This is a genomic window from Streptomyces sp. NPDC045968, from assembly GCF_056430475.1.
Genome location: NZ_JBWKLF010000010.1, coordinates 87306 through 112417 on the forward strand (window position 1 = coordinate 87306; position 25112 = coordinate 112417).

At 70.0% G+C, this 25112-nt stretch carries 25 protein-coding genes, 1 tRNA gene and 1 pseudogene; 14 read left to right on the plus strand and 13 right to left on the minus strand.

The features are described 5' to 3' along the window. Window positions 1-55 precede the first annotated feature (55 nt). From AC07FA_RS27065 to rox, 4 genes are all read right to left on the minus strand, one after another. Window positions 56-253 (minus strand): antitoxin, encoded by a 198-nt coding sequence (locus tag AC07FA_RS27065; RefSeq protein WP_479078926.1) that lies wholly within the window; start codon window positions 251-253, stop codon window positions 56-58. 250 nt (window positions 254-503) lie between these two features. Then, the gene (locus AC07FA_RS27070) at window positions 504-1499 is read right to left on the minus strand and encodes an MASE1 domain-containing protein (protein ID WP_479078927.1); all 996 of its coding nucleotides are present in this window, start codon (window positions 1497-1499) and stop codon (window positions 504-506) included. Between the two features lie 62 nt (window positions 1500-1561). Beyond that, window positions 1562-2395, minus strand: a complete 834-nt coding sequence (locus tag AC07FA_RS27075; protein WP_479078928.1) for a PP2C family protein-serine/threonine phosphatase — start codon at window positions 2393-2395, stop codon at window positions 1562-1564. A 374-nt stretch (window positions 2396-2769) separates the two neighbouring features. Beyond that, on the minus strand, window positions 2770-4197 hold the full coding sequence (rox, locus tag AC07FA_RS27080; RefSeq protein WP_479078929.1) for a rifampin monooxygenase: 1428 nt from the start codon (window positions 4195-4197) through the stop codon (window positions 2770-2772). Between the two features lie 301 nt (window positions 4198-4498). Here rox and AC07FA_RS27085 point away from each other — a divergent pair, with 301 nt between their 5' ends. From AC07FA_RS27085 to AC07FA_RS27095, 3 genes are read left to right on the plus strand one after another with little or no spacing between them, the layout of a single operon-like run. Further along, window positions 4499-5284: a DeoR/GlpR family DNA-binding transcription regulator gene (locus AC07FA_RS27085; RefSeq protein WP_479078930.1), complete on the plus strand. Its 786-nt coding sequence runs from the start codon at window positions 4499-4501 to the stop codon at window positions 5282-5284. A 38-nt stretch (window positions 5285-5322) separates the two neighbouring features. Then, window positions 5323-5460, plus strand: coding sequence for a hypothetical protein (locus AC07FA_RS27090; protein WP_479078931.1), 138 nt, complete (start codon window positions 5323-5325; stop codon window positions 5458-5460). Beyond that, window positions 5457-6140: an NUDIX domain-containing protein gene (locus AC07FA_RS27095; RefSeq protein ID WP_479078932.1), complete on the plus strand. Its 684-nt coding sequence runs from the start codon at window positions 5457-5459 to the stop codon at window positions 6138-6140. Before AC07FA_RS27090 ends, AC07FA_RS27095 begins: the two co-directional genes overlap by 4 nt. A gap of 62 nt (window positions 6141-6202) precedes the next feature. Here AC07FA_RS27095 and AC07FA_RS27100 read toward each other — a convergent pair whose 3' ends face one another. After that, a complete protein-coding gene (locus AC07FA_RS27100) occupies window positions 6203-8794 on the minus strand; it encodes an alpha-N-acetylglucosaminidase (RefSeq protein ID WP_479078933.1) in 2592 nt (863 codons plus the stop codon). Between the two features lie 205 nt (window positions 8795-8999). Here AC07FA_RS27100 and AC07FA_RS27105 point away from each other — a divergent pair, with 205 nt between their 5' ends. Then, on the plus strand, window positions 9000-10256 hold the full coding sequence (locus AC07FA_RS27105; RefSeq protein ID WP_479078934.1) for an ROK family transcriptional regulator: 1257 nt from the start codon (window positions 9000-9002) through the stop codon (window positions 10254-10256). Window positions 10257-10350: 94 nt separating this feature from the next. Here the strand turns inward: AC07FA_RS27105 and AC07FA_RS27110 are convergent, their stop codons facing one another. Continuing rightward, complete coding sequence (locus AC07FA_RS27110; RefSeq protein WP_479078935.1) at window positions 10351-11748, minus strand: APC family permease; 1398 nt, start codon at window positions 11746-11748, stop codon at window positions 10351-10353. Between the two features lie 690 nt (window positions 11749-12438). On the opposite strand from AC07FA_RS27110, the gene AC07FA_RS27115 reads away from it, so the two are divergent. Both AC07FA_RS27115 and AC07FA_RS27120 read left to right on the plus strand, forming a co-directional pair. Further along, on the plus strand, window positions 12439-12567 hold the full coding sequence (locus AC07FA_RS27115; protein WP_479078936.1) for a hypothetical protein: 129 nt from the start codon (window positions 12439-12441) through the stop codon (window positions 12565-12567). A gap of 141 nt (window positions 12568-12708) precedes the next feature. Next, a complete protein-coding gene (locus AC07FA_RS27120) occupies window positions 12709-13251 on the plus strand; it encodes an MOSC domain-containing protein (RefSeq protein WP_479078937.1) in 543 nt (180 codons plus the stop codon). Between the two features lie 28 nt (window positions 13252-13279). Here the strand turns inward: AC07FA_RS27120 and AC07FA_RS27125 are convergent. Beyond that, window positions 13280-13355: transfer RNA gene (locus AC07FA_RS27125), tRNA-Trp, on the minus strand. A 188-nt stretch (window positions 13356-13543) separates the two neighbouring features. Here AC07FA_RS27125 and AC07FA_RS27130 point away from each other — a divergent pair. Beyond that, window positions 13544-13873 carry an NIPSNAP family protein gene (locus AC07FA_RS27130; protein ID WP_479078938.1) on the plus strand — a complete coding sequence of 110 codons (330 nt, stop codon included), beginning with the start codon at window positions 13544-13546 and terminating at the stop codon, window positions 13871-13873. A 56-nt stretch (window positions 13874-13929) separates the two neighbouring features. On the opposite strand, the gene AC07FA_RS27135 is transcribed toward AC07FA_RS27130, so the two are convergent. From AC07FA_RS27135 to AC07FA_RS27150, 4 genes are all read right to left on the minus strand, one after another. Next, entirely contained in the window at window positions 13930-15987 is a 2058-nt protein-coding gene (locus tag AC07FA_RS27135; RefSeq protein WP_479078939.1) for a PA14 domain-containing protein, read from the minus strand. A gap of 47 nt (window positions 15988-16034) precedes the next feature. Continuing rightward, window positions 16035-16934 carry a DUF3626 domain-containing protein gene (locus AC07FA_RS27140; RefSeq protein ID WP_479078940.1) on the minus strand — a complete coding sequence of 300 codons (900 nt, stop codon included), beginning with the start codon at window positions 16932-16934 and terminating at the stop codon, window positions 16035-16037. A gap of 104 nt (window positions 16935-17038) precedes the next feature. Beyond that, window positions 17039-17506: an N-acetyltransferase family protein gene (locus AC07FA_RS27145; RefSeq protein ID WP_479078941.1), complete on the minus strand. Its 468-nt coding sequence runs from the start codon at window positions 17504-17506 to the stop codon at window positions 17039-17041. Window positions 17507-17562: 56 nt separating this feature from the next. Continuing rightward, on the minus strand, window positions 17563-18180 hold the full coding sequence (locus tag AC07FA_RS27150) for a DinB family protein (RefSeq protein WP_479078942.1): 618 nt from the start codon (window positions 18178-18180) through the stop codon (window positions 17563-17565). A 322-nt stretch (window positions 18181-18502) separates the two neighbouring features. On the opposite strand from AC07FA_RS27150, the gene AC07FA_RS27155 reads away from it, so the two are divergent. The 4 genes from AC07FA_RS27155 (at window position 18503) to AC07FA_RS27170 (ending at window position 21584) form a co-directional block, all read left to right on the plus strand. Then, window positions 18503-18742, plus strand: coding sequence for a hypothetical protein (locus AC07FA_RS27155; RefSeq protein ID WP_479078943.1), 240 nt, complete (start codon window positions 18503-18505; stop codon window positions 18740-18742). Next, complete coding sequence (locus AC07FA_RS27160; protein WP_479078944.1) at window positions 18730-19167, plus strand: tail fiber domain-containing protein; 438 nt, start codon at window positions 18730-18732, stop codon at window positions 19165-19167. The genes AC07FA_RS27155 and AC07FA_RS27160 overlap by 13 nt, the downstream gene beginning before the upstream one ends. 552 nt (window positions 19168-19719) lie before the next feature. After that, window positions 19720-20931 (plus strand): sensor histidine kinase, encoded by a 1212-nt coding sequence (locus tag AC07FA_RS27165; RefSeq protein ID WP_479078945.1) that lies wholly within the window; start codon window positions 19720-19722, stop codon window positions 20929-20931. Next, on the plus strand, window positions 20928-21584 hold the full coding sequence (locus tag AC07FA_RS27170) for a response regulator (protein ID WP_479078946.1): 657 nt from the start codon (window positions 20928-20930) through the stop codon (window positions 21582-21584). The genes AC07FA_RS27165 and AC07FA_RS27170 overlap by 4 nt, the downstream gene beginning before the upstream one ends. Window positions 21585-21595: 11 nt before the next feature. On the opposite strand, the pseudogene AC07FA_RS27175 reads toward AC07FA_RS27170, so the two are convergent. Continuing rightward, a pseudogene (locus tag AC07FA_RS27175) lies at window positions 21596-21789 on the minus strand (mycothiol transferase); the annotation flags it as partial. 153 nt (window positions 21790-21942) lie between these two features. Here AC07FA_RS27175 and AC07FA_RS27180 point away from each other — a divergent pair. The 3 genes from AC07FA_RS27180 (at window position 21943) to AC07FA_RS27190 (ending at window position 23985) form a co-directional block, all read left to right on the plus strand. Further along, on the plus strand, window positions 21943-22935 hold the full coding sequence (locus AC07FA_RS27180) for an alpha/beta fold hydrolase (protein WP_479078947.1): 993 nt from the start codon (window positions 21943-21945) through the stop codon (window positions 22933-22935). Window positions 22936-23061: 126 nt separating this feature from the next. Beyond that, window positions 23062-23232 (plus strand): hydrophobic protein, encoded by a 171-nt coding sequence (locus tag AC07FA_RS27185; RefSeq protein WP_479078948.1) that lies wholly within the window; start codon window positions 23062-23064, stop codon window positions 23230-23232. 159 nt (window positions 23233-23391) lie between these two features. After that, window positions 23392-23985 carry an NAD(P)H-dependent oxidoreductase gene (locus AC07FA_RS27190; protein WP_479078949.1) on the plus strand — a complete coding sequence of 198 codons (594 nt, stop codon included), beginning with the start codon at window positions 23392-23394 and terminating at the stop codon, window positions 23983-23985. A gap of 132 nt (window positions 23986-24117) precedes the next feature. Here the strand turns inward: AC07FA_RS27190 and AC07FA_RS27195 are convergent, their stop codons facing one another. Further along, the gene (locus AC07FA_RS27195; RefSeq protein ID WP_479078950.1) at window positions 24118-24948 is read right to left on the minus strand and encodes a hypothetical protein; all 831 of its coding nucleotides are present in this window, start codon (window positions 24946-24948) and stop codon (window positions 24118-24120) included. Window positions 24949-25112 lie beyond the last annotated feature (164 nt).

The window sequence follows — 25112 nt, forward strand, 5'->3', positions numbered from 1 at the left end:
GGGAACAGACGGAGTATGCCCCGTGCGGCCCGTCGGCCGCCCCGGGACAGCGGCATCAGGCCCTGTGCGGCGGCCCGTCCTCGTCGCGGTCGGTGCCGAGCTGCTCCTTGAACCTGTCCTGGGCGGTGTCGACCTTGCCGCGGTACTTGCCCTGCGTACGGTCGTCGATCATGTCGCCGGCTTTGTCGACGCCCTTCGAGGCCTGGTCCTCGTGGCCCTTGAGCATCTTCTTGATCTTGTCCATCGCGGACATGGATGATCCTCCTGTAGTCGGCACCCCCCACCCGTCCAGGGTCACCGCAGCCGGTGATGTTCGCATCCGGACGTGTGAAGCACCCCACGGTGGGCACATACCGGATAACCAGGAGGGGGTGGTGGCCATGGGCCGCATCCAGATCGTTCGTCGTCCCGCGCCGCCCACGGGGCCGCCGCCGCTCGACCTTCGTACGCCGTCGGGCCGCCCGCTCCCGTACTGACCGAGGGCCACGGCCGGTCCGGTCCGCTCAGGGGGCCTCGTCCCCCGGGCCGGTTCCGGTGCCCGGCCGGGGAATCGGGGGGAGGGGCGCGAGCTGCTCCACCAGAGCGGCCAGCTCCTCGCACGCCAGCTCCGTCTCCCGCCGTATGTTCTGGTGCTCGGTGACGATCGCGGCCAGCAGCAGCGCGGTGAGCGCCACGCAGCCGTTGAGGAAGGCGAGGTTCACCATGACCTGGAGCACGGTGTGGTCCTCGAACGGCCCCACGCCCTCCCTCCCGGCGACGACCGCGAGCACCGAGACGAGGAGGGCGCACGGGGCGCTGCCGGGCAGCTCGAAGCGGAGTGCCGCCCAGATGATCACCGGGAACACCAGGTAGATCATGGAGAGCGACCCCCTGGTCGCCACCACCGACGCCGTCACTGCCGTGACCAGCAGCAACGTCGCTTCCGCCCACCGGTCCGTCTGCCGGGGCAGCCGCGCCCTGCGCAGCACCAGCAGGAACGGTGTGACGACGAGGACGCCCATCGCGTCCCCCACCCACCAGGCCGACCACACCAGCCAGAAGCGGCCCAGTGGCAGCTTGTCGCTGAGCATCAGCACCCCGGCGCCCACCGTCGCGCTGATGAGCATCCCCAGCAGCGCGCCCAGGAAGACCAGCGCGACTCCGTCCCTCAGACGGTCCAGTTCGACACGGAAGCCGATCCTGCGCAGCGTGAGAAAGGCGCACAGGGGCGCGAGGGTGTTTCCCGCGGCGATCCCGGCACCGTAGAGGGTTAAGGAGCCGCTGATGTCGATGATGGTGAGCAGCGCACCGAGTGCGACGCCGGGCCAGACACGGGTGCCGAGATACAGCAGCGCCCCGAGGGCGATGCCCGTCGGTGGCCAGAGCGGCGTGACGACGGAGCCGTCCACCACCACCTGCTGGAGGAGGCCGAGCTGCGCGGACACGTAGTAGGCGGCAGCGACGCCGAGCATCTGGAGGACGGCTACGGCCCGGCGTCTCGATTCCTTGCTACGGATCACGGCTCTCATGAGACACCGGCCGTGTCTCCTGATGGCCGTGACACGCTTTGCGCACCCCTACGTCACCTTGGCCGACGGAGCGCGGCCTCGTGGCGCAGGACGAGAACGGCCGCGTCGTCCTCGTGGCCGGTCAGCTCCGCAGCCCGCAGGATCTCGTCGGCCAGTTGCTCGGCCGGGGCCTCCACATGGGCGCTCACGATCCTGCGTACGCGGTCCAGGCCTTCCTCGATCTGCAACGACGGGCCCTCGACCACCCCATCGGTGAGCAGGACGAAGGCTCCGGCCGCGTCGAGCTTGTGGCGGGTCACCGGATACCGCTCGTGCGCCGCGATTCCCAGGGGCATCCCGCCCGCGTCGGCGGTGATGCCCGTACGCCCGTCGACAGTGGCCCATACGCACGCCACATGACCGGCGCGTGCGCTGTGGAGTTCCCAGGTCAACGGGTCGAGGCGGAAGAACGTGCAGGTCGCGAAGAGAGTCGACCCGACGGACACGAGCAGGTCGTTCGTACGGCCCATGACCTCACCCGGGTCGGGTTCGGTGCCGGCGATGGCGCGCATGCCGATGCGGATCTGGCCCATGAAAGCGGCGGCCTCGACATCGTGACCCTGGACGTCCCCGATCGCGAAGCCCAGCGATCCGTCGGGCAGGGCGAATCCGTCGTACCAGTCGCCGCCGATGTCCAGCCCGTGGTGTGCCGGGGTGTAGCGCGCGGCCGTCTGGAGCCCGGGGAGGGTGGGCAACGAGGCAGGCAGCATCCCTCGCTGCAGTGCCTGGGCCAGCTCCACCCGGGCTCGATGCAGTTCCACCTCCTGCCGGGCACGCGCCGTCAGGTGGTGAAGCGTAGTGAGCAGCTCCTCGGCGCTTGCTGAGCGGGGGGTCCGACGCCGGTTCATGGCCGCTCCGCTGTGCGTAAGTGCCTGAATCCTATTTCGGCGGAGGCACTCCTGCGACCTCAACGGCTCTCGGGGCCGCCACGGCCGGGCTCGGCGGTCGGCTCGTGGCAGGTGTGGTGTACGGCCGTCCGCGTGACCCGGCCCCTGAGGTACGCAGGAGCGTGTGCGAGGTGCCGGGTGTCTGGGACGGCCTCACACCCGAGACCACCCGGGCCCCGCTGACCCTGGCCCGGGACGCGGACATCCGGGTGCGGACCACGGCCGCCGTAGTTCTGGCCGCGTCCCGGGACCGCCCCCCCCCGCTGGCCGGGGGGGCCGGACCGCACTGGACCGGCCCGAGCCAGGTCCCCCACGTTCCAGCCCCCGCCTCCCGATCAGCCGGTGGCAGCGCCGAACCACTTCGGCAGTCGGCTGAGCAGATCCTGCTGATCCTCACCGACCCACGCCACGTGACCGTCCGGCCGCAACAGCACCGCGGGCACGTCCAGTTCCTCGGTGACGTCGACGACGTGATCGACCCGGTCCGCCCAGCCCGCCACCGAAAGCCGGCCGGTGCGGTCGAGCAGCAGTCCGCGCCCGCCGTGCATCAGCTCGTACAGGCGACCCTGCTTCAGCTCCATGTCGCGCATCCGCCGGCCGAGCAGTTCATGTCCCTCACCGAAGTCGTAGCGGACCCCGACCGCGGTGATCATCCCGGTGACGTACCGGTTGACCTCCTCGAAGTCCATCAGCTTCGCGAACAGCTCCCGCAGCGCGGTCGCACCGGGATCGGTCCCCAACAGCGTGATCTGCGCACGGGTGTTGTCCAGCACGGCGGCGCCCACCGGGTGCCGTTCGGCGTGGTAGGTGTCGAGGAGACCCTCCGGCGCCCAGCCGTTGACCGCGGCGGCCAGCTTCCAGCCCAGGTTGAACGCGTCCTGCACGCCGAGGTTGAGCCCCTGCCCGCCGGTCGGCGGGTGGATGTGCGCCGCGTCGCCGGCCAGCAGCACCCGGCCGACCCGGTAGCGCTCGGCCTGGCGGGTGGCGTCGCCGAACCGGGACAGCCAGCGCGGCGAGTGCACGCCGAAGTCGGTGCCGGCGAGCGCCCGCAACTGCTGCTTGAACTCGTCGAACGTCGGCGCGGTCGCACGGTCCTCGGCCACCCCGTCGGCGGGCACGACGATGCGGCACAGACCGTTCTCGCCGGGGGCGACGCCGAACCGCAGCTGGGTCCTGCGGACTTCCTCGACCACGGCGGCGATCGTCGCCGGGTCCTCGGTCACCTCCATTTCACCCAGCATCGTCTCGACCTTGGCGGGCTCACCGGGGAAACCGACGCCGAGCAGCTTGCGCACCGCACTGCGGCCGCCGTCGCACCCGACGAGGTAACGCGAGCGCAGGTCCGTGCCGTCCGCCAGCTCGACGGTCACACCGTCCTCGTCCTGGCTCAGTCCGACCACCTCGCAGCCGCGCCGGATTTCGGTACCGAGTTCGAGGGCACGCTCGTTGAGCAGCCGCTCGGTGACCGGCTGCGGAGTGGCGAGGCCGTACGGGTGGGCCGTGTCCAGCTGGTCCGGCCACGGCTTGGCGATGCCGCCGAAGAGTCCGCCGACCTGGAACTTCTCACTGACCGCGAGGAACCTGTCCAGCAGGCCGCGCTGGTCCATCATCTCGACGCTGCGTGCGTGCAGGCCCTGCCCGCGGGACTGCGCGGTCGGCTCGGCCAGCTTCTCCAGCACGACCACGTGCACCCCGGCCAGCCGCAACTCGCCGGCCAGCATCAAGCCGGTCGGCCCGCCCCCGGCAATGATCACGTCAATCATGAGAACCCCCTCGTTCAACGACACGCATGTACTGCGCGAACCGCGTACCCGGTATTTCCGCAGGTCGCGGCTTCGGTCGAGCTTCGATCGGAGATTCTGCATCACGACCGGGGCCTTGCCGCAAGGCCCCCCGTGCGCTATATCTTGAGCATGGCAAGGAGGGCGTAACCTCCTTGCCTTTTTCTTTTGGCGCCCGCGACGCACCTGGCAGCGTCCTCTGATCCTGAACCTGAACCTGACATCGCCCTGTCGTTCACACATGTCCGCGTGCATTCGAACATCAGCGTGGTAGAACTGCCTCATGAGTGTCGCTGATCGCCTCGATCTGACCTTGCGGCTGGTACAGGGCTCCGACCGGGCCTCCGTCGCGGAACTCTCCCAGCGCCTGGGCGTTTCGGAGATGACCGTGCGCCGAGACCTGGACGCGCTGGAACGCAAGGGCCTGGTCCGCAGAGTGCACGGCGGAGCCGTCGCCACCCGTACCCGCGCCGAGGACGCCGGATTCTCGGCACGCGAACCCTGGCAGGCGGCGACGAAGGACCGTCTGGGCGCAGGCGTGGCCGCGATGGTGGAACCGGGCTCCCGTGTGCTGCTCGACGCGGGCACCACCACCGTGCACGTCGCGGAACACCTGGCCGCCCGGGCTCCCCTGACGGTGGCGGTGCTCAGTATTCAGGCGGCGGTACGCCTGGCCGACCGCCCGGGGATCGACCTGATCGTCGTCGGAGGACGCTCCCGTGCGGGGGAGCGGTCCCTGGTCGGTCCACTCGCCCTGCGCACACTGGAATCACTGGCCTTCGACTGCTTCGTCATGTCCATCGGCGGCGTCCATGCCGAACACGGCTGGTCGGAGTTCTCCTTGGACGACGCGGCCGTCAAGCAGGCAGGTCTCGCCCAGGCGGCCCGGACCATCGCGGTGGCCGACGCCACCAAGCTCGGTGTCCGGGCGTTCAGCCAGGTCGCACCCCTCGGCGTGGTGGACGGCTTCGTCACCGACACCGCCGCCGAGGACCCCGTAACCCATCCGAACGGTCCGCACACGCTGAAGGCCCTGCGTGACGCGGGCGTTCCCGTCGTCCTTTCCTGACTCGCCCGAACCGCACCCATCGCCATTGAGGTAACACCATGAACGCTGTTCCCAGCTCGGCCTCCGGCCCGCAGATGATCCGCGTCGCGGGCCCCTGCCTGTCGGGCGCCGCAGACGACCGCGCGGACGGCAAGCACGTCCACCACGGCCTCGACGACGTGCCGGCCGTCCGGTGACCGCCGGCATCGACACCCCCGACCGCCGTGGACGCACCGGCCTGGACCGCCACGGCCGCGACCTGACCGGCAATCCGCGCGTGCGGGTCCGCGAGGTGGAGGTCCTTTCCAGCGACTGGTACGTGCTGCGCCGCACGACCTTCGACTACCAGCACGGCGACGGCCACTGGAGCCGGGAGCAGCGCGAGACGTACGACCGGGGCGACGGCGCCACGATCCTCCTCTACGACCCCGAGCGCCGCACCGTGCTCCTGACACGGCAGTTCCGCCTCCCCGCCTACGTCAACGGCCACCCGGACGGGATGCTCATCGAAACGGCCGCCGGACTGCTGGACGGCGACAGCCCGGAGGAAGCCATCCGCAGGGAGGCCGCTGAGGAGACCGGCTACGCCGTGGGCGCGGCCGAGCGCGTCTTCGACGTCTACATGAGTCCGGGCTCGGTCACCGAACGCGTGCACTTCTTCGCCGCCCCCTACTCCTCGGCGACCAGCACCGGCGGCGGTGGAGGTGTGGCGGCCGAGGGCGAGGACATCACCACCGTGGAACTGCCCTTCCCTCGGGCCCTGGCGATGATCCGGCAAGGGGAGATCGCTGATGCCAAAACCATCATGCTGCTCCAATGGGCTGCCCTGGACGGCCCGTTCGGGCACGTCAACCCCGCTGGGAACGCCCACGCGTGAGTGGAGCCGCACGGCCGGTGGCCGCCGCCCGCAGGGCGACGGCCACCGGAATGTCGTTCCGCTCACTCCTGGCCGGGTAGGTTCCACCGCTGCGCGTCACCTGCCGTGCACGCGCGGACCAACAGCTGCGCACCGCTGTCCTCCGCGTGCAGGCACAGGCCCGACTTGACGTTCTGCACCGTGTGGTCGGACCGGTACGTCCACGACTGGGCCGGGGTCCCGTTGCACTGGTAGAGCTGGACGACCGTGCCCTCGGCCGTGGAGCCGTTGCGGACGTCCATGCACTTTCCGTACGCCGTCACCGTGCCGTCGCCGGGCACGGTCCAGGTCTGCGCGGGCGTGCCGTCGCACGTGGACAGCCCGAGCGCCGTCCCGTCGGCCGAGCCGCCACCGGGGACGCTCACGCACTGGCCCCCGGAACCCGTGAGCGGTCCCGGCACGGCCGGGGCGGGAAGTGAGGCGCGTACGGTACCGGCGAGCGCGACCGGGTCACCGGTGGGCTTCACCGGATAGACCGTGCGCTCCAGGTTCCAGGCGTCGTCCCTCGCGAACCAGTCGATCGCGGCCGGAGCCCGCCCCGTCACCAGCGCCGTGTCGAGGGAGTCCAGATACGCGGTCCAGCGCTTGGCGTAGAAGCCGGAGACCAGACCCGACCATTCACGGTTCGCGTAGTCGCGCAGCCCGCCGGACTCGCTGCCGGAACGATGCCCCCAGGTGGTGAGGATGGAGCGTGCGTCGAACTCCGCCGCCGCCCGTTCGGCCTCGGTGCCGCCCCAGGACGTGGCGTCCCTGAGCCAGGGACCCAGCATGAACCGGCTGTCGGTGGCGAGCAGCCGGTCGAGGAGGGCGAGATCCTGCTTCCACTCCGTGGCGCGCTGCCGGTACAGGGCGAGGTTCTTCGCCTCGTACGCGGCCTTGATCTGCGGAAGCAGGGTGCGGCTGCGGTTGGCGAGCGCCTGACGGGCCACGTCGACCAGGTCGAAGCGGTAGGCGTCGGAGTCCCGCAGGTCCGGAGCGACCTGGAGCAGTTCGTCCAGTGCCATCTGCACGGTCCACGCGTCGTACCGCATGGAGGCGGGACTCCAGCTGGCCGCCGTCGTGGCGGTGAGCCGGGGGCGGGCGGTGAAGAGGCTGTCCTGGGACTCGCTCCAACTGCCCGACCTGGTGCTGTAGGGGCCGGTTCGCAGTAGCTCCCAGGCTCTGGCGGCATGGGGATCGGCGCCCCCGTACCGTCGCCCGGCATAGTCGGCGAACCAGGCCTTGTGGTCCAAGGTGCCCGTACGCCAGGCGAGTTCGGTGAACAGTTCGTACGCCACCGGGTTGCCTCCCGTGCCCTCCGGCAGGTACGCGATGCCCCGGAGGGCACTGCCCGGCTTGGTGCGCCACTCCTCGAACCGCGTTGCCCAGACAGCGGTGTTGGCGCCCATCGTGGTGTGACCGCCGAAGTTGGGAATGGTCCCGAAGGCGTAGGCAGCGCCGTGCCAGGCCGTTTCGCGGTCCAGTCCGTCGTAGCGGTCGGCCAGGCCGTCGACGATGAACAGTCTGCTCTTGTCGACCGCGTCGATGATCTGCGTGGAGGGGTTGTTCTGCCAGCCGAGCAGGACCCAGGTGGCGCCCGGATGGGCGGTCTGCAGTGCGGTCATCACCTTCTTGGCGGCGTCACCGATGGGTACGTCTCCCGGCCTGCCGCCCTCGTGGAGCAGATCCATCTTGTACATGGAGGAGTCGCCGAACCGCTTCGACTGGTGCCGGTAGAACGACGCGGCCACCTTCGGATACATCGCACTGCGCGGGTCCAGCCAGTCCGGCCGTTCGAAGCCGACCCAGCCGCCCTGGGGAACGACCGGGCCCGTGGGGTTCCTGTCGGTGAATCCGGGCGGGACCGTTCCGTAGTAGCCGGGCAGGACCGGTGTCATGCCGAGCCGGCGCAGACGGTCGGTGATCTTGCGGCCCAGTGCCGCGCGCTGTTCGAGCAGCTGGTCCGTGACCGGCCCGCCGAAACCGGACATGTTCTGCATCAGCCACCACGGTTGGTGCGCGGGGCCGGGAATCCAGGACCTGAGCTCCGCTTTCGTGTAGCCGAACTCCTGGAAGGTGTCGTAGTAGACGGCGTCCGCGCCCATCTGTACGAAGACCTCGTTGACGCCGTGCAGGGCGAGGATGTCGATCTGCTTCTCGAACGAGGCCCAGTTCCGGTACGCGCCGGAGTAGCCGTCGTCGGTGTCGTTGAGGGCGAACCGGTGCGGCACCGAGGCGTCCTTGCGGACCGTGCCCGTGGGCGCCGGGAGCCGGGACGGCAGCTTCGACGTGCTGTCGCCCGGCCAGCCGATGTCCACCTTGGCCGTGTGCTTGAGGTACCAGTTGACGCCGCTGAGCAGCACGGCCGGGCTGGTTCCCTGCACGCGTACGCGCCCGGTCGCCCCGGAGACGGTGAAGTAGTCACCGCCTTCCGGCCGGCTCACGGGCACGAGGTCGAACTGCGAGACGTGCCGTGGAAGCAGCCGGCCCAGCGCCGCTTCGGCGGGTCCGACGGCGAATACGGGCCTGTCGGGGGTCGGCGCCGCCGCGGGGGCGGACGGAGCGCTGAGGACCGTGGCGAGCACGGCGAGAGAGGTGGCCGTGCAGGCGGCGGCCCAGGATCTGAGGCTTCTCAAGGGGGACCTCGTCCGGTGAAGTGTGGTGAGACGTACGGGGATCGGGGGAGGCGTACGGGAAGGCCGAGGTGCAGCCGGAGTTACTAACGGAGCATTCGTTAATATGGGTACGGTCCCCTCCGGCCGTCAAGAGGACGTGCAGCCTTCGACCCGGATGCGCTGGGTACAGTGCCGACAGCACGTAGGGGCAAAGGAGTTGACGCGCATGCCAGTCGGGAGAGCAGCGGCCACGGGGCCGCATGTCCTTCGCCGGATGAACGTCGCCGCGGTCCTGGCCGCACTCCGTGAAGGGGACGCCCCCACCGCCCGGGTCACCGACCTCGCCTCGCGCACCGGACTGTCGCGGCCCGCGGTCACGAGGGCGCTGACGGAACTGAGGGACTGCGGACTGGTCGAGTTCACCGCGTCCGCCGGAACCCCACAGCTCGGCAGGCCCGCCCAGTACGCGAGATTCCGCGCGGAGGCGGGACATGTGGCCGGCGTCGACATCGGGCCCCACAAGGTGCTGGTGATGATCGCGGACCTGGCGGGGACCGTACTGGCCTGTCACCGCGCCGCCGTCCACGAAGGCTCGGCGGGGCCCCAGCTCTTCGCCACGGTCCGGACCGCGCTGACGGCCGCGGCGGCCGAGGCCGGGGTGCCGCTGTCCGGCCTGTGGGCCGTCAGCACCGGAACGCCCGGCATCGTCGACCGGGAGCGCGGCGAGGTCCTGCTCGCACCCAGCATCCCCGACTGGGCCGGCCTCCCCGCCGTGTCGATGCTGCGCGCGTGGCTGCACTGTCCGGTATCCATCGACAACGACGTCAATCTCGCGGTGCTCGCCGAGCGCTGGCGCGGCGCGGCGGCCGACACCGGCTCCGGCCCCGGCTCCGTGGACGGCGCGGGCGCTGACAGTGACTGCCTGGTCTTCGTCCAGTGGGGCACGCGTATCGGCACCGGCATCGTCATCAACGGCAGGCCCTACCGGGGGAATGCGGCCGCCGCCGGTGAGCTGGGCTTCATCGACCTCGTACGTGACCCGGACGCCCCGCCCGGTCCCCGCGCCGCCGACGGCATGGGGCCGTTCGAGCAGCTCGTCGGCGCCGAGGCCATCCACCGCCTGGCCGTCGAGGCCGGGGCGCCGGTCGGGGACGACCATGACATCGCCCCGCTCTTCGCGGCGGCCGAGGCCGGCGACCGGGCCGCCGTCGAGGTGGTCGACTGGGTGGCCGCCCGGTTCGCCCGGGGACTGGCGGCCCTCCTGCTCGTACTGGACCCCGGCCGGGTCGTCATCGGCGGCGGGGTCTCACGAGCCGGGGACACGCTGCTGGAGCCCGTACGGAAGCACCTGCGGGCGCACGCCCTGGTGCCGGTCGCGCTGAGCGCCTCGATGCTCGGCGAACGGGCCGTCGCGTTGGGCGCGGTGCGCCATGCGCTGGACGTAGCCGAGGAACGAGTGACGGCCACGCAGGTGTGCCGCTGACCGAGGGGTGGTCATCCGGAGAGCCGCTGGACCGCCGTATCCGAGTCGGCCGCACCCGCCGAGGGCTGGGTGCGGCCGCGCCGGAACGCCTCCCTCAGATCTGAGCGTCCTCGGGAATGCTGACCAGCCATCGGGTTGCCCTGCGGGGGCGCAGGTACAGGGCCCAGTAGAGCGTGGCGACCGCCGTGATCCCACCGGTCCACAGCAGGTACTCGGTCTCCTGCTGGACGAGGATGTAGGCGAGTACCGCGATGAGCAGGGCGGGAATCGCGGGCCACAGCGGCATCCGCCAGGCCGGCGTCTCCCGGTGCGAACCGCGTCGGCAGAGGAGCGCGGCGACGGCGACGAGCAGGTACATGCCGGTGACCGAGACACCGGTGACGCCGTACAGCGTGTCGAGGTTGACGAAGCACAGCGCGGCGCCGGGGACCCCGACGACGAGCGTCGCCACCCACGGCGAACCGTAGCCGCCGAGGCGGGACAGGGCCTTGTTGACCGGCTCCGGCCAAGCCTTGTCCCGGGCCGACGCGAACAGGACCCGCGAGTTCTGGATGACCATGACGATGCCCGCGTTGACGATCGCGAGGGCGACGCAGAGGCTCACGAACGTACCGACGGCCGAATTGGACCAGGCGGCGACCATGCTGTTGAGATCGCCCGAGGTCAGGGCGGCGAGGTCGGGGGCTCCCATCGTGATGGCGATGACCGGGACGAGGATGACGGCCGTCGAGATGGCGAGCGTGGCGAGCACGGTGCGGGCCACATTGCGGCGAGGGTTCTCCAACTCCTCGGAGAGATAGACCGCCGTCGAGAAGCCCTGGGTGATGAAGAGCGCGATCGCGAGTCCGGAGATCACCATCATGGCGGTGACCGTCGAGGTCGTGCCGGCTTCCGGGACGACCGAGCCGTGGACGAGTGCGGCGGGGCCGCGCTCCGCATGGGCGAACCCGAGGACGGCGACCACGCCCGCCGCGATCACTTCGAGCACGAGGAAGATCCCGGTGATCCACGCGTTGGCGCGCAGATCGAGCAGGCCCGCGAGGGTGGCGAGGAGCATGACTCCGGCGCCCGCGAGGGGGGCGGGCACGTCCACGAGAGGGGCGAGGTAGTCGGCCGTTCCCATGGCGATGACCGGAGGCACGATCATGACGACGAGCAACGACAGGACGAAGACGAGCCACCCGGCCAGCCGTCCGGCCATCGTCGACACCATGGCGTACTCACCGCCCGCGCTCGGTATGAGCGTGCCCAACTCCGAGTAGCAGAAGGCGACTCCGATACAGAGGAGGGAGCCGATGGCGATGGTGAGGGCGGTGAAGGTGCCGAGGGTGGAGAACAGGTCCGGCACGACCACGAAGAGAGTCGAGGCGGGCGTGACGCAGGAGAGCGTGAGCAGGGTCCCGCCCACGACGCCGATGGAACGCTTGAGCTTCTGCGGCGTGGGTCCGGTCGCGGGCGCGAGCGCCTGGGGGGCGCTGAGCGTGTCGGTCATTCTGCGGTTCCGATCAACGGGTGCGGAGTCTGAGCGCGGGAGCGGTATCGCCTCCAGACGAGCGGGTGGTGCGTGGTTCCATCGCTCCCGGCGGCGTCATGCAATCCCTATGTCCTGCGCAGGTCAAGAGGAGTACATCTTCGGAATTCGTTGTTCGGTGTCTTCGTTCCTTCGGTTTTCGGTGCGATCGGCCCCACAGTCAACGGAATCGCCGGGTACGGGAACCGCAGCAGCGGTTGAGGAAAGTTTCGGCCAAGTCCGGTATCCGGATGGTGGGGTCGCTCGTCGCGCATGACCGATCCAGCCGGACGCGTGCTCGGCGCGCGTCGGTGCCCCGGCCCTCCCGGCCTTCGGGGCCGCCGCGATCGTGCGGGACGCCTTCGTCCGGGTTCCGCCTCAGGGGGACCGGGAGGCCGCCACCAGCTGAGATGCCCCTGAGCGGCCCGATTCCGATGGATCTCGGGCACTGGTGCGCGTCCCTCGCCGTGGTGGCCTGGCTGTCCCGCCGATCCGGGGGTTACAGTCTCCAGGCGCGACAAGATTCCGATGAGTGGAACTGCCGTCGCACCGGCGCCGGAACCTCGTCGCCGGACCAGCCCCGCAATCTGCCGGGGCTGTGTCCTCTCACCGCTACCGCCATGTACTGGAGACTCGATGTCTTATGCCTCGCCCCGTCAGGCGCAGCGCCGTGTGGACGACACTGCTGCCGAGGGGCAGACGCTCACCGGCCCCGGCCTCGACGGGGGGCAGCCGAAGCCGCAGTACGCGGGGCTGTTCGTGGAACCGAACCTCCCGCCGGTCGCCGACGAACCCGAGTGACCGTACCCGGGGGACGGAAGTACTCCGCCGTACGCGGAGGATGAGCGGCGGCTGCGCTTCGCGCGTGGCCCCCGGGGGGAAGTCGCCCGGAGTTAGGCTCTGGGCGGATCATCCATACGTGTGACAAGGGGGCTCCGCATCATGGGCGGGACAGTGACAGCGGTCAGCAGCAACGGCGAGTACTCGTTCACCAAGCCGAACCGGGACAGTGTCACCCTCCTGGCCGGACTGGGCGTGGAGGGCGACGTCCACGCGGGTGTGACGGTCAAGCACCGCTCACGCGTCGCGCAGGACCCCACCCAGCCGAATCTGCGCCAGGTCCACCTCATCCACGAGGAACTCTTCACCGAGCTCAGCGAGGCCGGCTTCACGGTCGTACCCGGACAGCTGGGCGAGAACGTCACCACCCGCGGCCTCGATCTGCTCGGCCTTCCAGTCGGCACCCGGCTGTGCCTCGGCGACGACGCGGTCCTGGAAGTCACCGGCCTCCGTAACCCGTGCCTGCAGATCGACAACTTCCAGGACGGGCTGCTGAAGCAGGTCGTGGGCCGGGACGCGGCGGGGAGCATCGTCCGGAAGGCCGGGATCATGAGCATCGTGCTGGAGGGCGGCGTGGTGCGCCCCGGCGACACCATCGAGGTGGAGCTTCCCGCCGAGCCGCACCGGCCGCTCGAACGCGTCTGACGGGTCTGACGGGTCTGCTCGACAGGGGTGGCAGGGGTGGCAGGAGTCGAACCTGCGACATCCGGTTTTGGAGACCGGCGCTCTGGCCTCTGAGCTACACCCCTTCGGTGTTGATGATCCTGGCACTCTCGCCCGTAACGGCCAACTGCTTTTCGTGCTTCGACCCCATGAACAAGCACGGGCACCTCGCCGACGTCCTCCAGGCGCGCCGGAGCCAACTGCGCCCCGAGGACGTCGGTTTGCGGGCACCCGGTCCAGCGGGCCCTGACCCGTTCGGGCATCATGCCGTCACATGATCACCATTCACCTGAAGTACGAGATCGACCCCGACCGCATCGAGGACTTCGAGGAGTACGGCCGCCGGTGGGTCACTCTCGTCAACCGGTTCGGCGGGACCCACCACGGATACTTCCTGCCCAGCGAGGGCGACAGCGACATCGCGTACGCGCTCTTCTCGTTCCCGGGTTTCGCGGAGTACGAGCGGTACCGGGCGGACAGCGCCACCGACCCCGAGTGCCAGGCCGCCTTCGAGCTGGCTCGGCGTACGCAGTGCATCCGGCGTTACGAGCGCCGCTTCCTGCGGCCTCTCGATCAGGGGAGCGCGGACACCCCGTCCCAGTGAGCGCCCTGCCTCGTACCGAGGGGGGACGCCAAGCGTCCACCCCCTCGGCGCTGCGGTCAGCGAGTCACGGCGACGGCCTGGGTCGCGCCCGACTCGGTGCCGTCCGCGTAGACGACCGTGACGCGGTAGTACACCGTCGTGGCGGCCGGCAGCGCGCTGTCCACCCAGTGCGTGCTGCTCAGGTTCTCGTTCGGCTCGTTTCCGACCCGCTCGAACGACTTGGCCTGCCGGTTCCAGCGGTAGATGTTGAAGCCGGTGACCGCACTGCCGTTCCCGTGTTCTGCGCTGCTCAGGGCCCAGCTGAGCCAACCGCTCTGATCGACGCCGAGGTAGGCGAGCGGGGCTCCGGTCGCGTCCGGCGCGGCCGGGCGGAGGTCCACCTCGGTGACCGGGGTGACGGTCGAGCCGGTGGTCGGGGTGAGCTGGTTGCCGTACTGGTCGACGGCCACGACGCTGTAGCGCACCTGCCCGCCGTCGGCCGGCACGAAGTCGTGGAACGTCGTTCCGGTGATCTCCCACGGCTGGAAATTCGAGGGGTGCGGCACCGGGGTGTAGGTCCACTGCCCATCGACGAGTGTTCCGCGCAGCAGGCGGTAGTGGTCGAGACCGGGCTCATCGCTCGCGTCCCAGGAGAAGGTGATGCCGTTCTCCTCCGGGACGGCGGTCACACCACTCACCGCCGCCGGTGCCGTGGTGTTGCCGACGACGCCGACGGTGAGTTCCCGGGAGGGAACACCCCCGTTCCCGGCGCGGTCCAGGGCGACCACGGAGTAGTAGTACGTGACGCCCGGCGCCGGCGCCGCGTCGGTGAAGGTGGTGCCCCGCACTCCACGGCCCACCTCTTCGACCGTCCTCCCGGCGGTGCCGCGCGGCTGACGCGACCGGAACACCGAGTACCCCACGAAGTCGTCGCTGCTCCGCTCGGAGGCGTCCCAGGTCAGCGTGACGCCCGCCTCGCTCTCCGCGGCTCGCGCGTTGAGCGAGGAGTTGACCGGACCCGTCAGGTCGCGGCTGTAGTACACCGCCGTACCGGATGCGGGGGACTCGTTGCCGTGCGCGTCCACCGCGGTGACGACGAAGTAGTGGTTGTCCCCGGTCTGCGGCAGGGCCCCGCTGTAGCCCCCGTGCGACAACGTGTCGCCGGTCAGCCGGTTCGCGGCGGTGAGGGCGACCGGTGAGGACGTTGAGCGGTACACCCGGTAGCCGGCGAGGTCGGCCTCCGTGTTGCTGTCCCAGTAGAGGGTGACCGTCGTCGGGTACCCCATGGCCCAGTTGTCCTCTACGCCCTTCGGGGCGGCGGGGGCCATCCGGTCCACGGTGGTGACGCCGAGGTCGGCGGTGCCCGAGGAGACGTTGCCGGCCTTGTCGACGGCACGGACCTCGTAGTAATAGAACCGGCCGTCCTTCGGGACGGTCGTGTCCGTGTACGAGGTCGACGTCGTCGTCGCGATCGGCTTCGCCGGGTAGGAGGTGCCCTTGAGCCGCCGGTACACCTGGTACCCGGCGAGGTCCATCTCCACGTTCTTCGCCCAGCTGGCCTTCGCGGACGTGGTCGCCGAACTGTAGGTGACGGCGGTCCCGGTCGGAACGAGCGGCTTCACCTTGTCGATCGTCGCCGAAGTGCGGGGCGCGTAAGCCAACTTGACGTTGGCGGCGCCGGTCCAGTTGACGAAGTCGATCCGCAGACTGTGCTTGCCCGACGGGATGGTCAGGTTGACCGTCTTGGAGACGGTGGTGGCGACGTTCTTCCACAGGTCGACCTTGCGGACACCGTCGAGGTAGACGCGGATGCCGTCGCGCGAGGACGCGGTGAACGTGAAGGGGCCGCCGGACCCGAAGTCGCGGGTCACCGCCCAGCGCACACCGAAGTGGTTGGTGGGCATGCCCGCGTAACCGGGCGCGCCCGTACCCCAGTTCTGGTCGATCACCGAGTCGCAGTCCGTTGCCCTGGGGGTACCGGAGAACGTGGTGTTCGCGTAGAACGTCCGCTTGAAGACAGGTGACGCGCAGGTCACGGCAGCGGAGGCGGGATGGGCTGCGGTGAGCAGTCCGCCCGCCGTAGCGAGTACGACGGCGCCGGCCGTCGCGGCCGTCGTGCGTCTGGGTCGGTTCATGCGTTCCTTCAGTCCTGATCGTTTACGGCGGGAGTCACCGCCGACGATCAAGACACGCGAGCAGCATCCGTGGTTGTAGGCCTGCCCGAGAAACGTGTGCGACTCCCCGCCGGCCCCCCGAAACGGGCCAAGCAGTGCCACACCTTCTTGACCGCCTGGGGGTCATGGCAGCCGGAACGTGCGGCATCCCCGACGACGCGGGGATCGAGCACGCCGTCGACGGCGATCCGCGAGCCCAGGTCGACGTACTCCTGACCTCGATAGTCCGGGTGCAGGCGCAGTTCCTCGACCGCGAGGCGCAAGCCGGGGTGCCACTCCACGGGGCAGCCGAGCCGCATCGCTGCGGCCTCGACGCCCGTGCCCCGGTAGCAGGGGTCCAGGACCAGCGCCTCCACATGGGTGTCCAGCCGGACCGGCCCGTGCACCTGCGCCTCGATGTAGTCGTCGAGGTCGTCCCGGTCGTCGGCGAGGGCGACGTCGACGAGCCCCATGCGAGACGCGACACCGAAGTCCGAGGGCTGGAGGCAGCTGTCCGGATAGCAGAACGTGGTCCGCGCAAGCGTCTGTGCGGTGAGCCGGAAGTGGGCGGAGCCGAAGCGCGGGGCCGCACCGGTCGGCTTGCGACGGAAGTTCAGGGCTCCGTAGACAGGCCGCTCATGGCCACGGACCCTGTCGTACGCCCCGTTGAACATCCGGCTCTCCCAGAGCCACCGGTCACCGCCGGGGTGGGCGGTCAGCCCGCCGTTGCTGGTGCCTGTGACGAACTGGGAGCGGTAGACACCGTCCTCGGCCAGAGCGTCGAGCAGGGGCCTGCCGTGCAGCAGACGGTCCGGATGGAAGTTGAGTGTCACCCGCATCGCCGGGTCCACGGGAGGCCCCGCGGCCGCCAGCTCGGCGACATGACGCAGCGCACGTATCTGCGGTGCCGGGAAGGCGTCGGAGGTCATCGGCGCAGTCTTCCCCAAGCCAAGCGGCGAGCGCATCCGCATTCTGCTCGAACCTTCGGACGGGCGCGCCGGCTCTCGCCGGCCCGGATCGTCCCAGGGCGGCCCTAGTCCACGGGCAGGGAGAAGCGCCGTTTGTCCTTCGCCTCGGCGCCCAGCCGTTCGTAGAACCTGATCGCGTCCGCGTTCCACGCCGGCGTCTGCCACTGGACCCGGCCAAACCCGAGAAGGCGCGCTTCGGCCCGTACCGCCTCCATGAGCATCGGGCCGACCCCCAGGCCGCGATGGCCCTCCCGCAGGAACAGGCAGTCCATGTGGAGGTACTCCGTTCCGCCCCACGTGGAGATCTCGGGTGCGCAGGAGGCATAGCCGATGATCTCGGTGTCATTCAGTTCCGCCACGAAGCACCGCAGGCGGGGAGTCGCGCTGCCGAAGAGCAGTGACTCCAGGCGCAGCGCCAGGTCGGCGGGCGGCGGCGCGGCCTGCTCGTACCGGGCGTGCTCGGCCGCCATGTGTGCGACGTGGGGGAGGTCGGCGATGCGCGCGTGGCGCACACGTGCCGTAGCGGAACTCATCAGCGGGCCTGGCCTTTCCGTACGTGTCTGGTCAACGCGTCCCTTCCCCGGCCGGGTCAGAGCTGTCGTGCGCGGTACAGGTCGCGTATCAGGGCGATCTCCGCCCCGTGGTGCAGGACTTCCTGGTTGACCCACCACACGAGGTCGACGAACGGCTCCTCCGCGTCGCTGCCGTGGGGATAGGTGCAGTACCCGACGGTGTCGAGCGCGGCGTCGTCGACGCTCAGCAGTGCGGCCCGCCAGGCCGCGGCGCCGGCAGTGAAGGCAGCGACGGCGGATGCCACGTCCCCGCTGATGCGGTAGTCGTTCCGCGTGAGCGTGCGGCCGCCGGCTGTGTGCTCCGCGCGCAGGGTCAGCATCTCGCTCAGATGGCTGAGGCGCCACGCGATGGTGGTGAAGGGCGGCGGCCAGGGGTGCGGGTAGGACGCGGCGTCGCGCCCCCAGTCGCCGGCCCCCGCCAGGAGCGTCGCGCGCGCTCCCGGTCCTTCCGTACGCCTGCGGACGGACCAGCAGTCCCGCACCGGCTCCCAGAGGTACTCCTCGTCGGTCATGGGACCGACCCGCGTCTCCGAACCGTCGCCGCTGTCCATCACGGGTCCGCTCAGGCGGCCTGTCAGGCGCTCGCAGGCAAAGTCGAACTGCTGCAACAACGGGTCCAGGCGAGGGGGTGTCACTGATGCTCCATGGTGAGCCGGTGGGAGTACGTGGAAGAGACGGGCTGCTGACAGTCCGCCAGCCTCGCACAGCGGCCCGCGCCCCTGCCTCCCGTTTTCCGGTGAGGTTCCCTGCCTTCTCTCGCGCCACCGGTCGCGCCGCGGCCACGCCGGCCGTTCAGCGAGAGCGACGGAGAAAAGCGAGGCGCACGGCGTCCTCGGCGCTCAGCCACCCGGTCGTGCATCCTCAGCCGGGCTCACCTCCGAACCGTGGAACCGTTACCGATCGGGGCCGCTGTCGTTCCTTGGATGATCTGATCGCTGACCAACTCGGAGCGTGCGTATGTCTGTTACCGCAGTTACCCGTCTTGCCGCTGTGTCGTCCGCCGCGGTGGCCGCCGTGTCGGTATGCCTCGGCGCGGCCTCTGCGGCTTCGGCGGCCGAGCCCGCGCAGGTACGCGCGGTGGAGCAGAACTCGGTCGTCGCCGAGCCCGGCCCCGGGGCGACGTGGGTCCCGCTCGGCTCGCTGTTGTCCGACCGTGCTGCGAAGACCGACGTGAACCCGGTGCGATGGGATCGCTGACCGGCCGTCTCCGCCGCGCCCGGTCCGCGGCCGTTCGTGCCTACCGGGCCCGCCTCCACCCGGACGTACCCGACCCGGCCGGGATGGCGTCCTCGGCCTCCGGGGAGACGGTGGCCGCGTCGGCGGTGGGTGTGAACGGGTTCGATGTGCTGGCCGCGGTGGTGGAACTGCCCGTGAGCACCTGGCGCTATCGCTGGGAGGCCGACGAAGTACGGCACCTGGGACCGATGGCACAGGACTGGCGGGCGAGCTTCGGCCTGGGCGCCGATGACAGAACGATCTCCTGCACCGATGCCAACGGAGTCGCCCTCGTGGCGATCCAGGCCATGCACCGGCAGCTCGCCGACCTTCAGAGGGAGGTCATGGAACTCCGGACGCAGGCGGCCGAACGGGCGGGACACGTACCCGGTGCGGGTACGGCCTGAGCCGGGGCAGCGGAAGCAGCGGCGGCCATGCCGTGGTGCGGCCCGGGGTACCAGCTCCGGGCCGCACCCGTGTCTCAGCAGCCGGGCTCGATGTCCCGGAAGCAGCCCTTCGGAGGTCGCGACGCATGAGCCCCTCGTCGGGCCGCAGCCGTACCGGATCCCCTGTAAGTCCCGCAGCGATCCCATGCGCCTTCCCCGGAGACAGCACGGAGTGGCGCGGCTCACTGTCGGAGGGAGAGACATTCCGGAACAACCGCGGATGGCGGACCGTTCTTCTCTACGTGGGTACGGAGGGGACAGTGTCCCCGGGCCTCACCTATAGCCCATGGGGAAGATCGTTCGGCTGAAGCCCCATGGAGCCCCTCGCCGCGAGGCGACCGCCCTCCGAACTCACACCCTTTACCGCCCCGGCTGGCCTCCCCCGACCAGTCGGGGCTTTCACGTCCGGCGGCCCACCATCCGTGCCCGGCGCGTCCGAGGGCGACGCGTAGCCCGTAGGCGTACTCCCACGGGCCAATAGTCCGCTGAGGCGTCCGCGTCTACGATCAGGCCATGCCTGTCATGCCACGCCCGACGCTGACGAGGGGTGCACCGCGCGTCGCGGGAATGGCCCTGACCTGGTGCGGTGTCATCGCGTATCCCTGGATTCTGTACGTCACCATGCGGGACAGCCGGGAGGGCTTCTCCGTCTTCCTGCTGCTGTCGGCGGCTGCTCTCACGGCATTGACCGCGAGTCAGCTGCGGCGCAGACCGCTGCCGGCGCTCGCCGTGCTGCTGGCCGGCGGTCTGGCCGGGGCGGCGGGGAGGAGCATGACGGAGCTCGGTCTCCTCCAGTTGCTGATCGGTGACCTCGCCGTCGGCTACATCGCGGCCACACGCCCGCGCAGGACCTCGCTCACCGCCGCCGCCATGGCTCTTGGAGCCCACACGGTGTTCGCGCTCCACCACCGGGCGGGGGCGGGGCCACACGTGGAGACGCTGGCGTTCGTCGTCCTCGCGCTCGCCGCTGCCTGGACGGCCGGTGACTCGGCCCGTGAGCGTCGTGAACACACGGAGGCACTGCACTCCCAGGCCACCGCCCAGGCCGTCACCGCCGAACGGCTCCGGATCGCCCGCGAACTGCACGACATGATCGCGCACAGCGTCGGCGTCATCGCCATCCAGGCGGGAGTCGGCAGGCGCGTCATCGGCACACAGCCGGACGAGGCCCGCAACGCGCTCGCGGCCATCGAGGCCACCAGCAAGGAGACGCTTGCCGGTCTGGGGCGGACGCTGGGCGCACTGCGCCGCGCGGACCCGGGAACCGCGCCGGGCTCCGCACCGCGTGAACCTGCGCCCGGCCTGGACGGACTCGACGGACTGGAACACCTGGTCGCCTCGGCGGGCGGCGCCGGTATCCACGTCGATCTGCGATGGCGCGGGGAACGACGGACGTTGCCGGCCGACATCGAGCTGGCCGCCTACCGCATCATTCAGGAATCGCTCACGAACGTCGTACGCCACGCGGGCACCTCCGACTGCCACGTCACCGTCGACTACCGGGGCGGCGAGCTGGCCGTCGAGGTCGAGGACGGCGGACGTGGCGGCCTCGCCACCGGCACGGGTGGAACCACGGGGTACGGCATTGTCGGCATGCGCGAGCGGGTCGCCCTGCTGCGCGGCCAGTTCACCGCCGGGCCGCGCCCCGAAGGCGGCTTCCGTGTGGCGGTACGGCTGCCCCTGCCCGAACGCCTGTCCCAGCCCGAAGGAGCCTCCCTGTCATGACGATTCGCGTCGTGCTCGCAGACGATCAGCCGCTGGTGCGTTCCGGCCTGCGCGTGCTCATGGCCGACACCGTCGACATCCATGTCGCCGGAGAGGCCGCGACAGGCGCCGAGGCACTCCGGCTGGTCCGGGAACTCACCCCCGACGTGGTGCTGATGGATATCCGTATGCCGGGCATGGACGGCATCGAGGCCACCCGGTTGATCACGGCCGAGGCCACGACGACACGAGTCCTGATCCTCACCACGTTCGACGACGACGACTACGTGTACGCGGCGCTGCGCTCCGGTGCGAGCGGCTTTCTCGTCAAGAACATGGACCTGGACGACATCCTCGCAGCGGTACGCGTGGTCGCCGCCGGAGACGCCCTGATCGCGCCGAGTGTCACCCGCCGTCTGATCGAGGAGTTCGCCGCACGCCCGGAGCCCTCGCCCCGGCCCCGCGGGATCGAGGGCATCACGGAACGCGAGCGTGAGGTGCTGACGCTCGTCGGACGCGGCATGTCCAACCACGAGATCGCCGCACAACTCTGCATCAGCGTGTCCACGGCCAAGGCCCACGTGGCCCGCCTGCTGTCCAAACTGGACGCCCGCGACCGGGTCCATCTCGTCATCCTCGCCTACGAGACGGGAATGGTGGCGCCGTCACGGTGAACGCCGAGTGCTCACGCGCCGGCCACTCCGTCGATCCGTTCCCGGATCAAGTCGGCATGGCCGTTGTGACGTCGTACTCCTCAATCATGTGGATCATGATCCATCGGGGGGACAACCCTTCCTCGCCCAGCGCACCCGCCTCTTGTTCAGGCACGTGACCGGAGTCGTCCAGCGACCCCGAGGCGATGAGCTCACGCGCTCGCGCGTCGAGGAGACCGCCGTACAGCTCGCGTACCTGCCGGAGCGGTCTTTTGCCGTACCGGCAACGGGACTCGGCCCAGCCGGATGATTCCCCGCATGATCGAGGTACGAGTCTCAGGCACACGCCACACGGCACATTGAGAGCATCGGAGAACTCATGTCGCAGCAGCCCACAGACGTCACGCACCGGTTGATCGCCGGTCCCGCCGGCCGCCTCCACGTGGTGGAGCAGGGCGCCGGACCGCTGGTGCTGCTCGTGCACGGCTTCCCCGAATCCTGGTACTCCTGGCGCCGCCAGTTGCCGGTCCTGGCCCAGGCCGGGTACCGCGCGGTGGCCATCGATGTCCGTGGCTACGGCCGTTCCTCCAAGCCCACGGACGCCGCCGCCTACCGCATGCTTGAGCTGGTGGAGGACAACGCGGCAGTCGTGCGTGCCCTGGGTGAACAGTCCGCGGTGATCATCGGCCACGACTGGGGCGCGACCATCGCCGCCAACTCCGCTCTGGTCAGGCCGGACGTCTTCCGGGCGGTCGGCCTGCTCAGCGTTCCCTACGCCCCGCGCGGCGGGCCGCGGCCCAGTGAGGTGTTCGCGGGCATGGGAGGAGAAGAGGAGTTCTACGTCTCCTACTTCCAGGAGCCGGGCCGGGCCGAGGCCGAGATCGAGCCCGACGTACGCGGCTGGCTCGCAGGTTTCTACGCCGCGCTGGACGGCGAGACCATGCCCGCGACCGGTGCACCCGACCCTCACTTCGTCGCCCGCGGCGGCACGTTGCGGGACCGGTTCCCCGCCGGGGCCCGTCCTGCCTGGCTCGACGAGAAGGACCTCGATCTCTACGCCGGCGAGTTCGAACGGACCGGCATGACAGGGGCGTTGAACCGCTACCGGAACATGGACCGGGACTGGGACGACCTCGCCGACCTCGACGGTGTGCCCCTCACTCAGCCGTCCCTGTTCGTCGGCGGCGGCCTGGATGCCTCCACCACGTGGATGGCCCACGCGATCGACGCGTACCCGACGACACTCCCCGGCCTGATGTCCTCTCACATCCTCGACGGATGCGGTCACTGGATTCAGCAGGAGCGCCCCGCCGAGATCAACCGCCTCCTGACGGACTGGCTCGCGTCCTTGCCCGTTGTGCCGGTTCGATGATCTCGGCGTCCGGGCCCGGGCGAAATGAGCGTCAGCGTCTGCCCGTAGCCGGAGATAAGAAACTGGGAAATTCGAATGCATGGTGCGGGGGTGCCAGGGCACACGATGTTCTGGAGGTTGATAACTATGGTTCCCCTGCTTCTAGTTCTTCTGCTCGCTGTGGTTCTCTTCGGTGCCGGGTTCGCGCTGAAGGCCCTGTGGATCGTGGCTTTGATCGTGCTGGCTGTATGGCTGCTCGGCTTCGTCATGCGTTCCGCCGGGACGGGTGGCCGTCGAGGCCGCTGGTACCGCTGGTAGGCAGCGGAAGCTGCACTCGCTGTTCCGGGGTGGCCCCCAGCCTTTGGGCTGGGGGCCACCCGGCGTTGATAATGACGACGAGCCGAGTGGGCCTATCGACGCGTAGGGACCACTTGGTTCGGTAATTGATGACATATTTGTCGACTGGGGGGACGAACAATGCGTATCGGGGTGTACCTCGCGCATCCGCGGCCGGGAAGCTTTAACCACGCGGTATTCGACGCTGTCGTGGAGGAGTTGCGGGGGCGAGGCTGCCACGTACTGGCACACGATCTCTGCGCCGAGGGATTCCCGCCGGTGCTTTCCGGCGATGAGACGGAGACGGTCGAGTCGGCGCCGCGCGCCCAGGACTCGCAGGTGGAGCTGCACCGGACAGAAGTGGCCACGCTGGATGCCATGGTGTTCGTCCACCCGAACTGGTGGGGCATGCCGCCCGCTGTCCTCACCGGCTGGGTCCAGCGCGTACTCGCACCGGGTGTCGCCTACAAGCTCGGGACCGCGGAGGGCGAGCCCGCCGGGCTCCTCAAGGCCGGCAGGGCTCTCGTCCTGAACACGTCCGACACTCCCGCCGACCGGGAGGAGAACGAGTTCGGTGACCCGCTGGACAGGATCTGGTCGGCATGCGTCCTTCCGTACGTGGGAGTCGGCGATGTGCGGCGGACCGTCTTCCGTACGGTCACGGGCTCGACCGGCGAAGCGCGGGCGGCGTGGCTGGAGGAGGCCCGCCGACAGGCGGTCGCACTGCTGGGCTGAGCGCCTGCGCGGAGGGTGGTGAGTTGTGGTGCGGACGGGTGCGCCTTCTGCGGCGGCCGCACCGCAGAACCTCCAGGACTGCTCCGCTCACGCTGTGTACGCCCTGGGTCAGAAATCCGGCCGGGTTTCGGCTCAGTCGGCCCGGCCGTGGCTGCCTGGCCCGCCGCTGGGCTGATCGGCGGGATGGTCGGCGGCCGGTGAGGTGCCTGCCTGGTCGCGATCCCAGAGCAGGCCGGCGATCGTGGCCGGGACGGCGATGAGTGCCGAGATGGCCACTGTCATCACCACTGCCGTCCATGTGTCCCAGAGGTGACCGGCCAGGAACGCCGTGACGAGCGGGGCGACCACCACGCAGACGCACTTGCCCGGGCTGCACGAAACCCGGGGGGTGAAGGGCCGGCCGCTGGCCCTGCGCCGGGCCCGCCGGGCGCTGCCGAAGGCCGCGACGAACGCCAGGATCGCCAGCCAGAGAGTCGCGAAGGCGAGCCCGACAAGCAAGGTGGGCTCCTCGCCCGGCAGTTGGGGAAGTGTCTCGCTGCTTCCGTCATGACTCACGGACACCGGGACGTCTCGCCATGTGGTGACGTACACGTCGTCCCCCGGTTTGATGAGTTCCGACAGGTCGCCGTGGGAGTCGAGGTGCATCGGCCGGTCGGCGGGGGCCGGAACTGGAGCTTGTAGCTCCACGCGGAAGACCACCGTCTTATGGCTCTTGACGCGCTCGGCGGACAGGACCGTTCCCCGGATCGTGCGCAGGCAGTCCGGCGTGATCCCTGACTCCTCCCCGGTCCGACACGGCCGCGCGTCGTGAAACGCCTTCTCGACGGCGACCAGCTCGGCGACCGGAAGGACCGGTGCCGCGGAGACTCCCAGCAACACCAGTCCGAGCAACGCCCAGCCCACCGCACGCAGCCACCCCTTCCTGGACCTGTTCCGCTCCATCTCCATCGTCTGCCCAGACAACTTCAGCCCCCCTCTTCTCTCTGGAGCATTGAGCCACCCTCCGCTGACCTGGCGACAGGTAGGGACGCGGCAGCGTCGTATACGCACCCGGCTGCCGGAATCCGGCAATTTTGGCGGTCGGTGTACCAGCTGGGGCACCCCCGGGAGTACAAGCAACCTGGTTA